The following is a 13,990-nucleotide window of genomic DNA, read 5'->3' as shown; positions in this document are numbered from 1 at the left end:
CCTGCATGACGACGAGTTCGACCGATGCCGTTCCCAACCCGCATGCCACGGCCGAAGAGGTGGAGGCGGCCCGGCACGACAGCAAGCTGGCCCAGGTGCTCTACCACGACTGGGAGGCCGAGTCCTACGACGAGAAGTGGTCGATCTCGTATGACCAGCGCTGCGTGGACTACGCCCGGGACTGCTTCGACGCCATCGTCCCCGCCGAGGTGCAGCGCGAGCTGCCCTACGACCGCGCCCTCGAATTGGGCTGCGGCACCGGGTTTTTCCTGCTCAACCTGATCCAGTCCGGGGTGGCCCGGCGTGGATCGGTCACCGATCTGTCACCCGGGATGGTAAAGGTCGCCACCCGCAACGGGCAGGCGCTGGGTCTGGACATCGACGGCCGGGTCGCCGACGCCGAGGGAATCCCATACGAGGACAACACCTTTGACTTGGTCGTCGGGCACGCGGTGCTGCACCACATCCCCGATGTCGAGCTGGCGCTTCGGGAGGTCGTCCGGGTGCTGCGCCCGGGCGGGCGGTTCGTGTTCGCCGGCGAGCCGACCACCGTCGGGGACACCTACGCCCGCACGCTGTCCACCCTGACCTGGCGCGTCGCGACCAACGTCACCAAGCTGCCGGGCCTCGACGGCTGGCGGCGGCCACAGGCCGAACTCGACGAGTCCTCCCGGGCCGCGGCGCTGGAGGCGGTCGTGGACCTGCACACCTTCGACCCGGGCGACCTGGAGCGGATGGCGGGCAACGCCGGCGCCGCCGAAGTGCAAACGGCCACAGTGGAATTCACCGCTGCCATGCTGGGCTGGCCGCTGCGGACGTTCGAATGTGCGGTGCCGCCCGGACGGCTCGGCTGGGGCTGGGCGAAGTTCGCGTTCAACAGCTGGAAGACGCTGAGTTGGCTGGACGCCAATGTGTGGCGGCACGTGGCGCCGAAGGGCTGGTTCTACAACGTGATGATCACCGGGGTCAAGCCCTCCTGAGTGACGGCCTCACCTTCACCGTCGAGGACGTCCGTTACCTGCGATCGGAATCCGGTGCCGCCGCCCTGGCGGCGGTCGGAGAGCTCGAGCTGACCGACGCGACCCGGGTGGCCGACGTCGCCGCGGCGCGCGCCCGATTCGGGGACCGGGCCGCGGTGTTGGTGGAGACGACGTTGCTGCGCCGGCGCGCCGCCGAGAAACTGGGCGGGCTGGGCGCCGGAAACCCGGCGTCGAGCTGGCTGTTCACCGACGAGGCGCTGCAGCAAGCCACCGCCGCGCCGGTGGCGCTGCACCGGTCCAGGCGGCTCGCCGAGACCGGATCCGTCGTGCACGACGCCACCTGCTCGATCGGCACCGAGGTGGCCGCCCTGCGCGCCCTCGGGGTGCGGGCGCTCGGCAGCGACCTCGACGCGGTGCGACTGGCGATGGCCCGGCACAACCTCGGCGAGTCGGCCCCGCTCTGCCGCGCCGACGCGCTGGCTCCGGTGACCCGTGACGCCGTCGTCCTGGCGGACCCCGCGCGGCGCCTCGGGGGGCGGCGCCGCTTCCGTCTCGACGATTACCGGCCGGCGCTCGGCGCCCTGATCGACACCTACCGGGACCGCGACCTTGTCGTAAAGTGCTCTCCCGGAATAGATTTCGATGATCTGGAGCGGATCGGCTTCCGCGGCGAAATCGAGGTGACGTCCTACCGCGGCGCTGTGCGCGAAGCGTGCCTCTGGTCTCCCGGACTGGCCCGGCGCGGCGTCCTGCGCCGCGCCAGCGTCCTCGATCGCGGCGAGCAGATCACCGACGCCGACCCAGACGACTGCCCCGCGCGGCCGGCCGGGCGGTGGATCGTCGACCCCGATGGGGCGGTGGTCCGCGCCGGGCTGGTGCGCCACTACGGCGCGCGGCACCGGCTGTGGCAACTCGACCCCGACATCGCCTACCTGTCGGGGGATGAGTTGCCGTCGGCGGTCCGGGGGTTCGAGGTGCTCGAGCAGTTGGCGTTCGACGAGCGGCGGCTGCGCCAGGCGCTGTCCGCGCTGGACTGCGGGACGTTGGAGGTCCTGGTTCGCGGTGTGCGGGTGGACCCCGACGCCCTGCGGCGACGGATGCGGCTGCGCGGCGGCCGGGCCTTATCGGTGGTCATCACCCGCATCGGCTCCCGGGGGGCCGGCCGCGCGACGGCCTTCGTCTGCCGTCCGTCGCGATAGCGCCCGGTAGGCTGGTGCGATCGCTCTGCCAGGCGCCCAGCCCCCGCCTAACCTGCAAGGACACTGAAGAATGCGTTATCTGATAGCGGTCGCCGTGCTCGCATCGGCGGCCCTGTGGGGCTGGCCGGCGGCCGCCGCCCCACCGTCGTGCGCCACCGTGGGCGGCACCGTCGAGGACGGCCAGATGTGTCGCGTGCGCGCGACCGGCCCCAACTACACGCTGAACATCGTGTTCCCCGCCGACTATCCCGACGAGCAAGCGCTCGCCGATTACGTCGGGCAGAACCGGGACGGCTTCGTCAACGTCGCACAGAGTTCCGGGTCGCGGGATCAGCCCTACCAATTGGAAGCCACCACCGAGCAACGCGCCTCGGGTCAGCCGCCGCACAACACCCGCAGTGTGGTGCTCAAGTTCTTTCAAGATCTCGGCGGGGCGCACCCCTCGATCTGGTACAAGGCCTTCAACTACAACCTGGGGACCAAGCAGCCCATCGTCTTCGACAATCTGTTCGCGCCGGGCACCACGCCGCTGGACAGCATCTTCCCGATCGTGCAGCGGGACCTGGAACGTCAGACCCCTTTGGGCGCAGCCATTTTGCCGTCGACGGGACACGATTCGACGCATTACCAGAACTTCGCCATCACCGACGACGACCTGATCTTCTACTTCGCGCCCGGCGAGATGCTGCCGGCCTTCGCCGGGCCGGTCCAGGCCTCGGTGCCGCGTAGCGCGATCCCCCCGCTGGCCCTTTAGCGGCGATCGCAAGCGCGGTGTGGCCGGGCGAGGCGGGTCGCCGCCATCGGGCGAGCGGCGATCGCGAGCGCGGTGTGGCCGGGCGAGGCGGGTCGTCGCCTAGACGGGGCCGGCCTGAAACTCCATGGCCACGGCGCCGGCGGCCAGCGCGACCTGCGCCAGACAACCGATGATCGGCACGAAGAAGGCGGTCCGGCGCCGGGCGAGGCGGCGGACCGCCACGAACAGGGCGGCGGCGAAGATAACGCCGCCGCCGCCGATGCCCAGGACCATGGCGCGATTGATCCACGCCGGGTCGCCGCACTTTTGGTAGCCGCAGGAGTCGGTGGCCATGACGTAGACGCTGAGCAGGCCTATCGTGACCGCGACCAGAAAAGCCTGCGCGGCGAGCAGCGCCACGGTCGCGGTGCGGTCCACCGCGAGGCTGCGCTCGCTCCGTCTCGAGTACGCGGCGACCGCGGACTGCATCTCGTTGTCGTCGGACATGGGCTCAGTATGTCCCGGTCACGCCGGCGCGAAACCGTACACCTGGCCGTCGCTGGTGGCGGCCGCCACGCGGCGATCGGTGCCGACAGACACACCGACCGGATAGCCGGTGGCGGCCGGAAGCGGGTAACTGCCCTGCGTGTGGCCGTTGCCGGGGTCGAACACCAGCAGCGACATGCCGGGTGCGCCGTTCGTCGTGGGTGCGCTGACGACGGTGTAGCCGACGCCGGCGCCGGCCAGGCTCGACGACGACAGCGGGACGACGTCATCGCGGCGCCACGCCTGATCCGCGTGGTCCCCCGCGTCCTTGAACGCCACCAACCGGGTGTCCGGGCCGCCGCCCGACACGATCAGGCCCGCCGGGGTGACCGCGGGCGGTGTCTGCGCCAGAAACCCCAGCGGCGCCGACCATTTCACCTTTCCGTCGGCGGCGCGCAACGCCCACAGTCGCTGGTCCCGACCGTTGACATAAACGGTCGCCCCGTCGGCGGACAACACCGGGCTGGCGATGACGCCGGCGCCGACGGCGTCGCTCGTCCACTCGCGGGACACCAGCGGCGTCTGCCCGGCGTGGTATTTGAGCCCAACCAGCCCCGCGGCCGGGGCGCCGGGCTGCCAGACGCCCAGCACCGCCATCTGGCTGGCCGCCGAGAAGGCGGGCGCGGCGGCCACCGGGCAGCCCTGCCGGGCCGGCGCGCAATCGGCCAACCCGCGCGTCGCGTCGGTGGGATCGACGCCGTCCACCAAATCCATCGGGCTGCCGACCACCGCGCCGCGGTGGGCCTCGAAAACCAGCACTTGGCCCAGGTGCGTCGCGACCAGCAGCTGCCCGTGCCCGAGAAACCTTGGGGTGGTTGGCATTCCGATCACCGGCTGCCGCCACCGCGTCCACTGCGTCACCGGAAAGGAAAGGAAGGCGCCGGGCTGGCCGACGTAGAGGTTGTCGAACCCGTCGAAGAGCGGGCCCGCAAAGCCCCCGCCCTGGAACAGCCGCACGCACCAGCGCTGCCGGCCGTTGTTGTCGTTCTCCCATTCCATCAGCGAGCATCCGGCCGGGGTCTGCGCGTTGAGCGCCAGGTAACCGCGCGCGCTCAGCGCCGGACCCGCCGCCAGGCTGCCCTTGACCGAGCGCGTCCACCGCAACGAAAGCTTGGAGGCGCCGTCGGTGCCGGTGTAGCCGCTGTTGGCGGCGTCGGCGTATTGCGCGGGCCAGCCAGCCGACGCTGACGCCTCCACCCAGGAGTCGGTGTTGGCGCACCCGCCGAGTCCAACCGTGATCCCGGCCGCCAGCAGCGCGGATGACCAACGCCGAAGCCCACGCGGGAGATGTCGGTCAAGCACCTCGAATCCCAGATCCTTTTCCACGGCGTTCGGCATGAGCGGCCAGTGAGTACAGGTGAGGGTAACCCGTGCGGACTCGGCTCCGGCGGATTGCCCGCCGTTCTCGGCCGCCGCAAGCGCGCGCTAGGCTGTCCGGCCATGACGAGCATGTGGGGCGCACCGGTCCACCGCCGCTGGCGGGGATCGAACCTGCGGGACCCGCGCCAGGCCAAGTTCCTCACGATGGCCTCGCTGCGATGGGTGCTGCGCAACCGCGCATACACACCGTGGTACCTGGTGCGCTACTGGCGGCTGCTGAAGTTCAAGCTGGCCAACCCGCACATCATCACCCGCGGGATGGTGTTCCTGGGCAAGGGCGTGGAGATTCATGCCACGCCCGAACTGGCGCAGCTGGAGATCGGCCGGTGGGTGCACATCGGCGACAAGAACACCATTCGGGCCCACGAAGGCTCGCTGCGGTTCGGCGACAAGGTGGTGCTGGGCCGCGACAACGTCATCAACGCCTACCTCGACATCGAGCTCGGCGACTCGGTGCTGATGGCGGACTGGTGCTACGTCTGCGACTTCGACCACCGGATGGACGACATCACCCTGCCGATCAAGGATCAGGGCATCGTGAAGTCACCGGTGCGGATCGGGCCCGACACCTGGGTGGGTGTGAAGGTGACGGTGCTGCGCGGCACCGCGGTCGGGCGCGGCTGCGTGCTGGGGTCACACGCGGTGGTCCGCGGCGTGATCCCCGACTACTCCATCGCGGTCGGCGCGCCGGCCAAGGTGGTCAAGAATCGCCAGCTCGCCTGGGAGAGCTCGGCGGCCCAGCGGGCCGAACTGGCGGCCGCGCTGGCCGACATCGAGCGCAAGAAGGCCGCTCGCTGATCAGACGGCGGTGACCCCGCAGTGCCCGGCTTCGCCGCTAGGACGCCGGTTCCGGGTGGTCATCGACCTTGAAGTCGAAGTTGACGTCGCCGGCGTCGACGTTGGTGACGGTCACCGCGATGCCGTATTTGTCGGTGCCGTCGACGAGTTGGCACCGCAGCGTCGCGCCCTGAACGCCCTTCAGGTTGTCGGGGCAGGTCACCGAGTCGGGCTTTCTGCCCACCTGCTGGGCCAGCTTGTTACTGATGATGCTGGCGACCTGGTTCTTGTCGACCGTCTCGACCATGTCGAACTTGACGTCCTTGCCGTCCACGCTCGTCACGGTCACGTTGACGTTGAACGTCTGGTTCTTGACCTTCATCTCGCAATTGAGTTGCGCCCCAACCTTCGCCGGCAGGTCGTTCGGACAGTTCACCGAGTCGGGCTTGTTGCCGGCGGCGTCGGTCAACTTCGAGGTGATCTGACCGGCGACATCGCTCTTGCTGACCGAGTGCGACGAACCGACGGAACACGAACAGGCGGTCACGCCGGCCAGCAAGCCCGCGGCGGCACCGGAGGCCAGCAACGTCCGAACGATGAAGGGTGTCATGTAGCGCCTCCCGAGCGGCTTGACAACTGTGAATCGGCTGATAATTGCATGCCAACCAGCTTCGGGGCGGGCGATTGAGCAAACATTCACGCACGCGACAATTCCGTGCCGCGCCCGCGTCCTAGCCCGCGGGTCAGATGCTCTGATAACGCCGCAGCGCCTCGGCGCGCTCGGCGCCGTGGTCGACGATCTCGGCGGGGTAGCCCGCCGGCCGTCGGCCCTTGCGCAGGTGCGCGTCGTCCACGGAGCGCAACTCGGGCACCCACCGCCGGATGTAATCCCCGGACGGATCGAACTTCTCGCCCTGGGTGGTCGGGTTGAACACCCGGAAGTACGGCGCGGCGTCGGTGCCGCAGCCCGCGCACCACTGCCAGCCGTGCTGGTTGTTCGCCATGTCGCCATCGACCAATTGATCCAAGAACCACTCGGCGCCCCACTGCCACGGCAGGTGCAGGTCTTTCACCAGGAAGGAGGCGACGATCATCCGCACCCGGTTGTGCATGTATCCGGTCTCCCGAAGCTGACGCATTCCCGCGTCCACCATCGGGAAGCCGGTCTCGCCGGCCTTCCAGGTTTCGAAGCGGCGTTTCGCCTCGGCGCCGCTGTCGGTGGGGATGCCGTCGAATTGACGGTTCCAGTTGTGCCAGGCGCTGGCCGGCCAGTGGTGTAACACGTCGGCGTAGAAATCGCGAAACGCCAACTCGCGCAGGTACGCCTGGGCCCCGCCGTGACGGAGATCGAGGTTGGCGACCATGGTTCGGGGGTGGATGCTGCCGAACTTCAGGTATGCCGACATGCGGCTGGTGCCGGGTAGGTCGGGGCGGTTCCGCTCTTCGGCGTAACGCTGTAACCCGTTGTCGACAAACGACTTCCATTGCTTGCGCGCCGCGGTCTCGCCCGCTTCGAGATCGAGCGTGGCGCCGGGATCGGGGATCTCGGCCCGGTCGATCCGCAGTCGCGCCGGATCGAGCCAGCGGGCCGACGCGGCACCCGATTTCGCCGGCGGCCGCCAGCCGGACTCGCGCCATTGACGCAGGAACGGTGTGAAGACTTGGTAGGGCGAGCCGTCCTTCTTCGCGACGCGGCCCGGCGAGACCAGATACGGCGAACCCGTGGCCACCAGTGGGACCGAATCCAGTGCCGCACGGACCTTTTCGTCACGGCGCTTGCCGTACGGCGCGAAATCGTCGGAGATGTGCACCGCCGATGCGGCGATCTCCTTGGCGATGCGCGGGATCACCTCGTCGGGCCGCCCGCGGGTCACCAACAGCCGGCCGTCCAGGTCGTCGTGCAATCGCCGCAGCGAGTCACCGAGAAACTGCAGCCGGCGCCGGCCCGAGGACGCCTCGAGTTTCGGGTCCAGCACGAAGCAGGCGAGCACCTCGCCGTCGTCGGCCGCGGCGTTGAGCGCGGGATGGTCACCCAACCGCAGGTCGCGACGAAACCACAAAAGCGTCGGCATGATTCAGCGGTTCAGTCGCCAAACGTGGGTGGCCAGGACGGTCGCGAAGGAACACCACAGCGGGTACGCCGACAGGGCCAGGCCGGCCCGCGCGTCGGCCTGCGCCGCCCGCCGTGCGAGGTCTGCGCTGCTGGCCGTCAGCACGGCGGCGCCGACCGCCGACGCGCCCAGTTTGTGGAAACCGAAGAAGAGCCAACTCCATCCGGCGTTGAGAACCAGGTTCACGCCGAGCGCCGCGGCGTAGCGGCGCGCCTCGTCCTCCCGTCCCGCCGCCCGCAACCGGTCGATGGCCTCCGCCGATGTGACCGCGATGTCGGTGTAGAGGGAGGTCCATGCCACCGGAAAGGCCACGTTGGGGGGCTGGTACGGCGGCTTGCGCAGCCGCGCATACCAGGACGGAGCGGCCTTGGCGTTGGCGACGCTGCCGGTCACCGCGGCGGCGGCGACGGCGAGGCTGGTGGCGGCGAGGGTTGACGTTTTCAAGGGATGCTCCGTTCCGGTTGGTTTTCTGCCTGTGCTGCAGTGGCTTTGGCGGGTCTGGGGGCCGAGGGCCACCAGATGCGGTCGCCGAGGAGGGCGAACAGCGCGGGAATAACCAGTGTGCGGACCACGAACGTGTCCAGCAGGATGCCCAGGCCGACGATGATGCCCAACTGGGTCAGCACGATCAGCGGCAGCACGCCGAGCACGCAGAAGACGGCGGCCAAAACTATTCCCGCACTGGTGATGACGCCGCCGGTGGCCGACACCGCTGCGACCATGCCGGCGCGTGCGCCACGTTCCGCGGACTCTTCGCGGGCGCGGGTGACGAGAAAGATGGTGTAGTCCACGCCGAGTGCGGCCAGGAACAGGAAGGCGAACAGGGGTGTGCTGTTGTCCAGCGCCGGGAAGCCGAAGATGTGGCTGCTGGCCCAGCCGCCCATGCCGAGCGCGGCGAGCGCCCCGAGGATCGTCGCCGTCAGCAGTGTGGGAGGGGCGAGCGCGGACCGCAGCAGGGCATAGAGCACGACCAGGATGACCGCGAGTATCGCCGGAATCAGCAGATGCCGGTCATGGGTGGCCGCGTCGCGGATGTCGAGCGCCTGCGCGTCCGCCCCACCCACCAGCGCGGACGGGCTTGCCGACTTCGTCGTATCACGAAGTGCGGCAATGATTTCGAATGCCCTGTCGGAGGACGGTGGGGCGTCGATCACCACCGACCATTTCGTCAGGCCCGACGGGGAGCGGCCCGATTCGTTCGCCGACACCACGCCGGGGGTCGCCCCGATGGCCTGCGCGACCGGCGAGTCGGTGGGGGCGATGACGAGCGTGGGGTTCGCCAGGCCGGCCGGAAAATGCGCCGCGACGATGTCATAACCGGACACCGAATCCGCGTGGACGCGGAACTGCTCGGTCTGCGACAAGCCGATTCGTGTGCCGAGCAGGCCGGTGGCCAGCGCCACCAGGCCCGCGATCGCGACGGCCGCGACCAGCGCCGGGCGCCGGTTCACCCATTCGCCGATGCGTTGCCAGGACGTCGAATCCGCGGTGGCGGTGCCTTCGGGCCGGGGGATGAAAGGCCAGAACAATCGCCGTCCGCTCAGCGCCAGCAGGGGCGGGAGTATCACCAGGGCGGACACCGCCGCGACCACCAGCCCGCAGGCCGCAAGCGCGCCCAGGCTGCGGGTGCTCGGGGTCGAGGCGAACAGCAACGTGAGCAATGCCAGCACCACCGTGGCGTTGCTGGCGACGATCGCCGGACCGGCCATCCGCACGGCGCGGCGCAGCGCATCTCGATGGTCGCGATGGCGCCGAAGCTCCTGCCGGTATCGGGAAATCAGCAGCAGCGCGTAGTTGGTGCCCGCCCCGAAGACCAGCACGCTGGTGATCCCGGACGTGGCCCCGTCAAAGCTCAGCCCGGTCAGCGGCGCCACCGCGGTGCCCACCGCCGCCGCGACCCGGTCGGCGAAGCCGACCACCAGCAGCGGCACCAGCCACAGCACGGGGGAGCGGTAGGTCGCGATCAGCAGCAACGCGACCACCGATGCCGTCACGGCGAGCAGGGTGACGTTGGCATTGGTGAAGGCGCCGGCGATGTCGGCGCCGAACGCCGGGCCGCCGGTGACGTGGGCCGCCAGCTGCTCCGGCAGGCCGGTGGCGGCGGCCTTGCGCAGCTTGGCGACCGCATCGGTCAGGGCGAGCCCCGAGAGGTCGGCGCTGACCGGCACCACCGAGATGGCCGCCTTGCCGTCGGCCGACACCCGCGCTGGCGTCGCTGGGGTGGCCCCGCCCGGCGGGGCGGCGGCCTGCATCCGCTCCCGAGCGGCTTGGGCGGCGGTGACTTCGGCGGGATCAAGCGCGGCGCCATCGGCGCGGCTGACCACCAGGATCAGCGGGACCCGGTCTCCCCCGGGGAACTGGCGGGCCATGGCGTCGACTTTCGCCGAGTCCGAGCCGGTCGGCACCGACAGCGGCGCCTGCCCCGCCGCCGCGTTGGCGCCGACCAGCGCCATGAAAACGCCACCGAGGAGGACGGCGGCAAGCGCGAGCAACCACGAGCGCCGTCCCGTCACGGCCGCGGCCACGCCATCCCACACCACGATGTGAAGTCTTTCAGTGTGTTAAACATTAATCAACTGAAATTACGCACCGTTGCACATTGCCGGTACGCAACAAGGGGCACTATGGACATTATGGATGCGAGCGGGCGCGGCGTTGTCGCGCCGGGGTGCCTGCCTTGACGGCAGATCGGGCGCCGATGACCAACCGCAAGCGGCGGCACATCGACGTCTGCCTCGCGGAGCCGGTCAACTACGAGCACGTCACCACCGGGCTGGAGCGGTACCAGTTGCCGTACAACGCCCTGACCCAGACGAGCCTCGACGACATCGACCTGTCGACCGAATTCTTCGGCGCGGACCTGCGCTTCCCGGTCCTGATCGGCGCGATGACCGGCGGTGCCGAGTTGTCGGGGACCATCAACAGGAATCTGGCCGCGGCCGCTCAGCAACTCGGCATCGGGATGATGCTCGGCTCCCAGCGGATCATGCTGGACAGCGCGCTGGGCGAACGGGCCGCGGCCAGCTTCAACGTCCGCGACGTGGCTCCGGATGTCTTGCTGTTCGGCAACATCGGCCTGGCCCAACTGACGAAGGCCGCCGTGCCCGACCTGGCAAAGGCTTTGGAGCGGGTGGGCGCCGATGCGCTTGCGGTGCACACTAATCCGTTGCAGGAGGCGATCCAGCGCAACGGTGACACCGACTTCTCCGGCTCGTTGGCCCGGCTGCGGGACGCTGCCGACGCGATAGAATGCCCGGTGCTGCTCAAGGAGGTCGGTCACGGCATCGGCGGGACGGCCGCCGCGGAATTGGTTGGGGTCGAGGGGAATTTGCCGGTCGCCGGCATAGACGTCGCGGGCGCCGGTGGCACCTCGTGGTCGCGGGTTGAGCAGTTCGTCCGCTACGGCGAGCTGCGTTATCCCCACCTGGCCGACTGGGGCATCCCGACGGCGCGGGCGATCGTGGAGGTGCGTGAGGTGCTGCCGGACATCCCGCTGGTGGCTTCCGGCGGGATCCGCACCGGCATGGACGCGGCCAAGGCGCTCGCATTGGGAGCCGATGTCGTGGCGGTGGCACGACCTTTGCTGCCGGCCGCGATCGATTCCACTGCGGCCGTTGTCGATTGGCTGCAGCCGTTCATCGATGAACTTCGCGTCTGCCTGCACGGCTGTGGCGCAGCAACCCTTTCCGCCCTGCGCGCGGTCGACCTGACTCCCGTCCCATAGCTGGGTGCGACATGGCGGTGATACTGGCCTATGGATCGCCGGCCCTGGGCCACCTGTTGCCGGCCGGCGCCCTGCTGACCGAACTCGCCGGCCGCGGTCATGAGGTGCATGCACGCACCATGGCGGGTGGCGTCGCGATGATGCGCGCGGTCGGCGTCCACGCCGAGCCGGTCGATCCCGCGATCGAGTCGATCGTCGGTGAGGACTGGCGCGCCCGAAACGCACTGGGAGTGCTGAAGCTGACCATCGATGTGTTGTGCCGGCGCGCGGCACTCGAAGTCGAGGATTTGCGACGGGCCGTGTCCGCCGTCCGGCCGGATGCGGTCATTGTCGACGCGAACTGCTGGGGGGCCATGTCGGCCGCGGAGGCAGGCGATACGCCGTGGCTGGTGTTCTCGCCGTTCACGCCCTACCTGCGGTCTCGCGGCGTGCCGCCGTTCGGTCCCGGGCTGCGCCCACTGCCGGGCATTCTCGGCGAACTGCGCGACGCCTCGGTGCGGCCGATCGTCCGGTATCTTTTCGACCGCCCAATGCTGCCGCGGGTCAACGAGATTCGCGCCGGGCTGGGGCTGTCGCCGGTCGTGTCGGTCGACGACTTCGTGCGGCGGGCACCGCTGTTGCTGGCCGTCGGCGGCGAGCCCTTCGAGTATCCCCACCCGGGATGGGCCGGTTTGGTTCACCACATCGGCGCGTGCGTGTTCGAACCCGCGCAGGCAACCACACCGGAGTGGGTCGCTGACATCAACCGGCCGGTGGTGCTGGTGAACACGTCATCGATCAGGCAGCCCGACGCCGCCCTCGGACGGATCGCGTTGCGGGCGCTGGCCGACGAGCCCGTCCACGTGGTGGCGACGTTTCCGGCCGGCATCCCGCCGAACCTCCCCAGGCCGGCGAATGCGACCGTCTGCCGCTTCGTCCCGCACGCGGCCCTGTTGCGGCGGGCCAGCTGCGCCATCACCCACGGCGGGATGGGCACGACGCTGAAGGCCCTCGACCGCGGCGTGCCCGTCTGCGTCGTGCCGTTCGCGCGCGACCAGGCGGAAGTCGCCCGGCGTGTGGAGGTCGCTCGCTGCGGCACCCGGCTGGCGGCCAAAAGCCTCACGCCGGCGCGGCTGAGGGCGAAGGTGCGCGAGGCGACCACGATGACGGACGGCGCCCGCCGGGTGGCCGCCGGATTCGCCGCAACGGGCGGGGTGCGGCGCGGGGCCGAGCTGATCGAGCAGCGGGTGCTTGGCTCCGCGGCCCGTCGGCCGGTGTCCTAGGCGGGTTTGTCGCCGGTGTGCACCGGACGGCGGCGGGCCCTGCTGGGGCCGCGCTTTCCGTCCGTCTCCGGGGGTTCGGAGCCTGGGGTGGCGAGTTGCGCTTCGAAGGTGGACATCGCCGCCATCATCGCCTGGAAAACTCGGTGTGCGACGGTCAGATCGCGGTCGGGCACGTCGGCGAGGGCCTCGTGCAGGTGCGCGCCGAGGGGGGTGAAGAACGAGCGGGCCAGCGCCATGCCCGATTCCTCGTAGCGCAGCAGCGTCTTGCGCCGGTCGTCGGGATCCGGCTCGCGCCGCAGGTGGCCGGAGTCGATCATCCGGTCCACCAGGTACGTGATGGCGGCGGGCGACACGTCCAGGCGCTGCCGCAACTGCGCCGGCGTCAGCGGCGTTCCGGCCGTCTCGGCGACCATGATGTGCAACAAGGCGTGTAAGTCGGTGCCACCGACGTCGTTCTGGCGGGCGAAGTGTCGGCCGATGCGGTCCGATTGCGCCGTGAGTGCGCGCATGTCGGCCGACATCAACTTCTCGAGTTCGGCTCGGTCCATTCGCCGGTCTGCGGCGCCGCGCTTGGTCACTTATCGGTGTCCTTCTTGCGAGATTCGCCGACCAGCGTATCGGCGACCGCCACACGCGCGCCGCGAACCCCGATAAGTGTCTCGCATTTGCACCGGATTGGTCGGCGAACACGCGGACGCCGAGGGGACCGCCGTGCGCGCTCAGGACTTCGTCGGGTCGTGCCCCCAGTTCATCAGGGAGTACCGCCATGCGCTTTCGCGGATGTCGCCCTGGGGGCGTTGGGCCAGGTGGCGATTGGCGTAGCCGACGACCTTGCGCATGTGCGCGTACTCGTCGGGCCCGAGGTCGCTCCGTTTGGTCTTGAGTATCGCGACAATGCGGCGCCCACTGGCGTGCCCGGTCGACTCGTCGCCGCCCTGCCTCTGTCCCACGCGCTGTGATTCCTCGGTGGCGAGCCATTTTTCCAGCTCGCGAGCGGTCATGTTGACCGTCTTCTCGAAGCGGTCCCAGGTGGCTTTCTCGTCCTCGTCGGCCATCGATCAGTCCGCTCGGCGTAGCGCGCCCGGCTTGTGCACCGCGTCAGCACCCGTCTTGTCGCTGCGCACCCGGTACTGAGGCTCGTCCTTGGACGCCCGCACGGTGCGTCCGGCGGCTTCGGCGTCGGAGGTGATTTCGGCCTCCACCGTCCCGCGAACGGTGCTGCCGTGGCTCTTCCACTCGACCTTGTCGCCCTTGTGGAATTCCTTGTCGGTCATCTCG

15 protein-coding genes are annotated in these 13,990 nt (G+C 69.7%); 6 read left to right on the top strand and 9 right to left on the bottom strand.

Annotated features, from left to right (window positions below):
- The first annotated feature begins 5 nt into the window (after positions 1-5).
- The 3 genes from A5704_RS18645 to A5704_RS18635 all read left to right on the top strand — a co-directional run bounded on the left by A5704_RS18645 (position 6) and on the right by A5704_RS18635 (position 2,933).
- Positions 6-980, top strand: coding sequence for a class I SAM-dependent methyltransferase (locus tag A5704_RS18645; protein WP_067751187.1), 975 nt, complete (start codon positions 6-8; stop codon positions 978-980).
- The gene (locus tag A5704_RS18640) at positions 938-2,179 is read left to right on the top strand and encodes an SAM-dependent methyltransferase (RefSeq protein ID WP_082950398.1); all 1,242 of its coding nucleotides are present in this window, start codon (positions 938-940) and stop codon (positions 2,177-2,179) included. The genes A5704_RS18645 and A5704_RS18640 overlap by 43 nt, the downstream gene beginning before the upstream one ends.
- A 70-nt stretch (positions 2,180-2,249) precedes the next feature.
- A complete protein-coding gene (locus A5704_RS18635; protein ID WP_067783209.1) occupies positions 2,250-2,933 on the top strand; it encodes an esterase in 684 nt (227 codons plus the stop codon).
- Between the two features lie 99 nt (positions 2,934-3,032).
- On the opposite strand, the gene A5704_RS18630 is transcribed toward A5704_RS18635, so the two are convergent.
- Both A5704_RS18630 and A5704_RS18625 read right to left on the bottom strand, forming a co-directional pair.
- The gene (locus A5704_RS18630; protein WP_067890403.1) at positions 3,033-3,419 is read right to left on the bottom strand and encodes a DUF6264 family protein; all 387 of its coding nucleotides are present in this window, start codon (positions 3,417-3,419) and stop codon (positions 3,033-3,035) included.
- An 18-nt stretch (positions 3,420-3,437) separates the two neighbouring features.
- A complete protein-coding gene (locus tag A5704_RS18625) occupies positions 3,438-4,796 on the bottom strand; it encodes a PQQ-binding-like beta-propeller repeat protein (RefSeq protein WP_369827070.1) in 1,359 nt (452 codons plus the stop codon).
- Positions 4,797-4,898: 102 nt separating this feature from the next.
- Between A5704_RS18625 and A5704_RS18620 the strand changes: the two genes are divergently transcribed.
- Positions 4,899-5,636 carry an acyltransferase gene (locus A5704_RS18620; RefSeq protein WP_067751167.1) on the top strand — a complete coding sequence of 246 codons (738 nt, stop codon included), beginning with the start codon at positions 4,899-4,901 and terminating at the stop codon, positions 5,634-5,636.
- A 37-nt stretch (positions 5,637-5,673) separates the two neighbouring features.
- Here A5704_RS18620 and A5704_RS18615 read toward each other — a convergent pair whose 3' ends face one another.
- From A5704_RS18615 to A5704_RS18600, 4 genes are all read right to left on the bottom strand, one after another.
- Positions 5,674-6,225 carry a DUF4333 domain-containing protein gene (locus A5704_RS18615; RefSeq protein ID WP_067751161.1) on the bottom strand — a complete coding sequence of 184 codons (552 nt, stop codon included), beginning with the start codon at positions 6,223-6,225 and terminating at the stop codon, positions 5,674-5,676.
- A 133-nt stretch (positions 6,226-6,358) separates the two neighbouring features.
- The gene (locus tag A5704_RS18610; RefSeq protein ID WP_067783215.1) at positions 6,359-7,687 is read right to left on the bottom strand and encodes a deoxyribodipyrimidine photo-lyase; all 1,329 of its coding nucleotides are present in this window, start codon (positions 7,685-7,687) and stop codon (positions 6,359-6,361) included.
- A gap of 3 nt (positions 7,688-7,690) precedes the next feature.
- Positions 7,691-8,170 carry a TspO/MBR family protein gene (locus tag A5704_RS18605; RefSeq protein WP_067751149.1) on the bottom strand — a complete coding sequence of 160 codons (480 nt, stop codon included), beginning with the start codon at positions 8,168-8,170 and terminating at the stop codon, positions 7,691-7,693.
- On the bottom strand, positions 8,167-10,266 hold the full coding sequence (locus A5704_RS18600) for an MMPL family transporter (protein WP_067890400.1): 2,100 nt from the start codon (positions 10,264-10,266) through the stop codon (positions 8,167-8,169). Before A5704_RS18600 ends, A5704_RS18605 begins: the two co-directional genes overlap by 4 nt.
- Before the next feature lie 158 nt (positions 10,267-10,424).
- Between A5704_RS18600 and fni the strand changes: the two genes are divergently transcribed.
- Positions 10,425-11,450, top strand: a complete 1,026-nt coding sequence (gene fni / locus A5704_RS18595) for a type 2 isopentenyl-diphosphate Delta-isomerase (protein ID WP_197508506.1) — start codon at positions 10,425-10,427, stop codon at positions 11,448-11,450.
- An 11-nt stretch (positions 11,451-11,461) separates the two neighbouring features.
- Positions 11,462-12,712, top strand: coding sequence for a glycosyltransferase (locus tag A5704_RS18590; protein WP_067890392.1), 1,251 nt, complete (start codon positions 11,462-11,464; stop codon positions 12,710-12,712).
- Here the strand turns inward: A5704_RS18590 and A5704_RS18585 are convergent.
- The 3 genes from A5704_RS18585 to A5704_RS18575 form a co-directional block, all read right to left on the bottom strand.
- A complete protein-coding gene (locus tag A5704_RS18585) occupies positions 12,709-13,290 on the bottom strand; it encodes a MarR family winged helix-turn-helix transcriptional regulator (protein ID WP_067890390.1) in 582 nt (193 codons plus the stop codon). The two genes, A5704_RS18590 and A5704_RS18585, sit on opposite strands and share 4 nt — an antisense overlap.
- A gap of 141 nt (positions 13,291-13,431) precedes the next feature.
- Positions 13,432-13,767: a DUF3140 domain-containing protein gene (locus tag A5704_RS18580; protein WP_067751119.1), complete on the bottom strand. Its 336-nt coding sequence runs from the start codon at positions 13,765-13,767 to the stop codon at positions 13,432-13,434.
- Positions 13,768-13,770: 3 nt separating this feature from the next.
- Entirely contained in the window at positions 13,771-13,986 is a 216-nt protein-coding gene (locus A5704_RS18575) for a DUF2945 domain-containing protein (RefSeq protein WP_067751116.1), read from the bottom strand.
- Between the last annotated feature and the right edge of the window lie 4 nt (positions 13,987-13,990).

Source organism: Mycobacterium sp. E735 (assembly GCF_001666955.1).
In the GTDB taxonomy this organism is placed as follows: Bacteria; Actinomycetota; Actinomycetes; order Mycobacteriales; family Mycobacteriaceae; genus Mycobacterium.
This window is presented reverse-complemented; position numbering and strand designations above follow the sequence as displayed.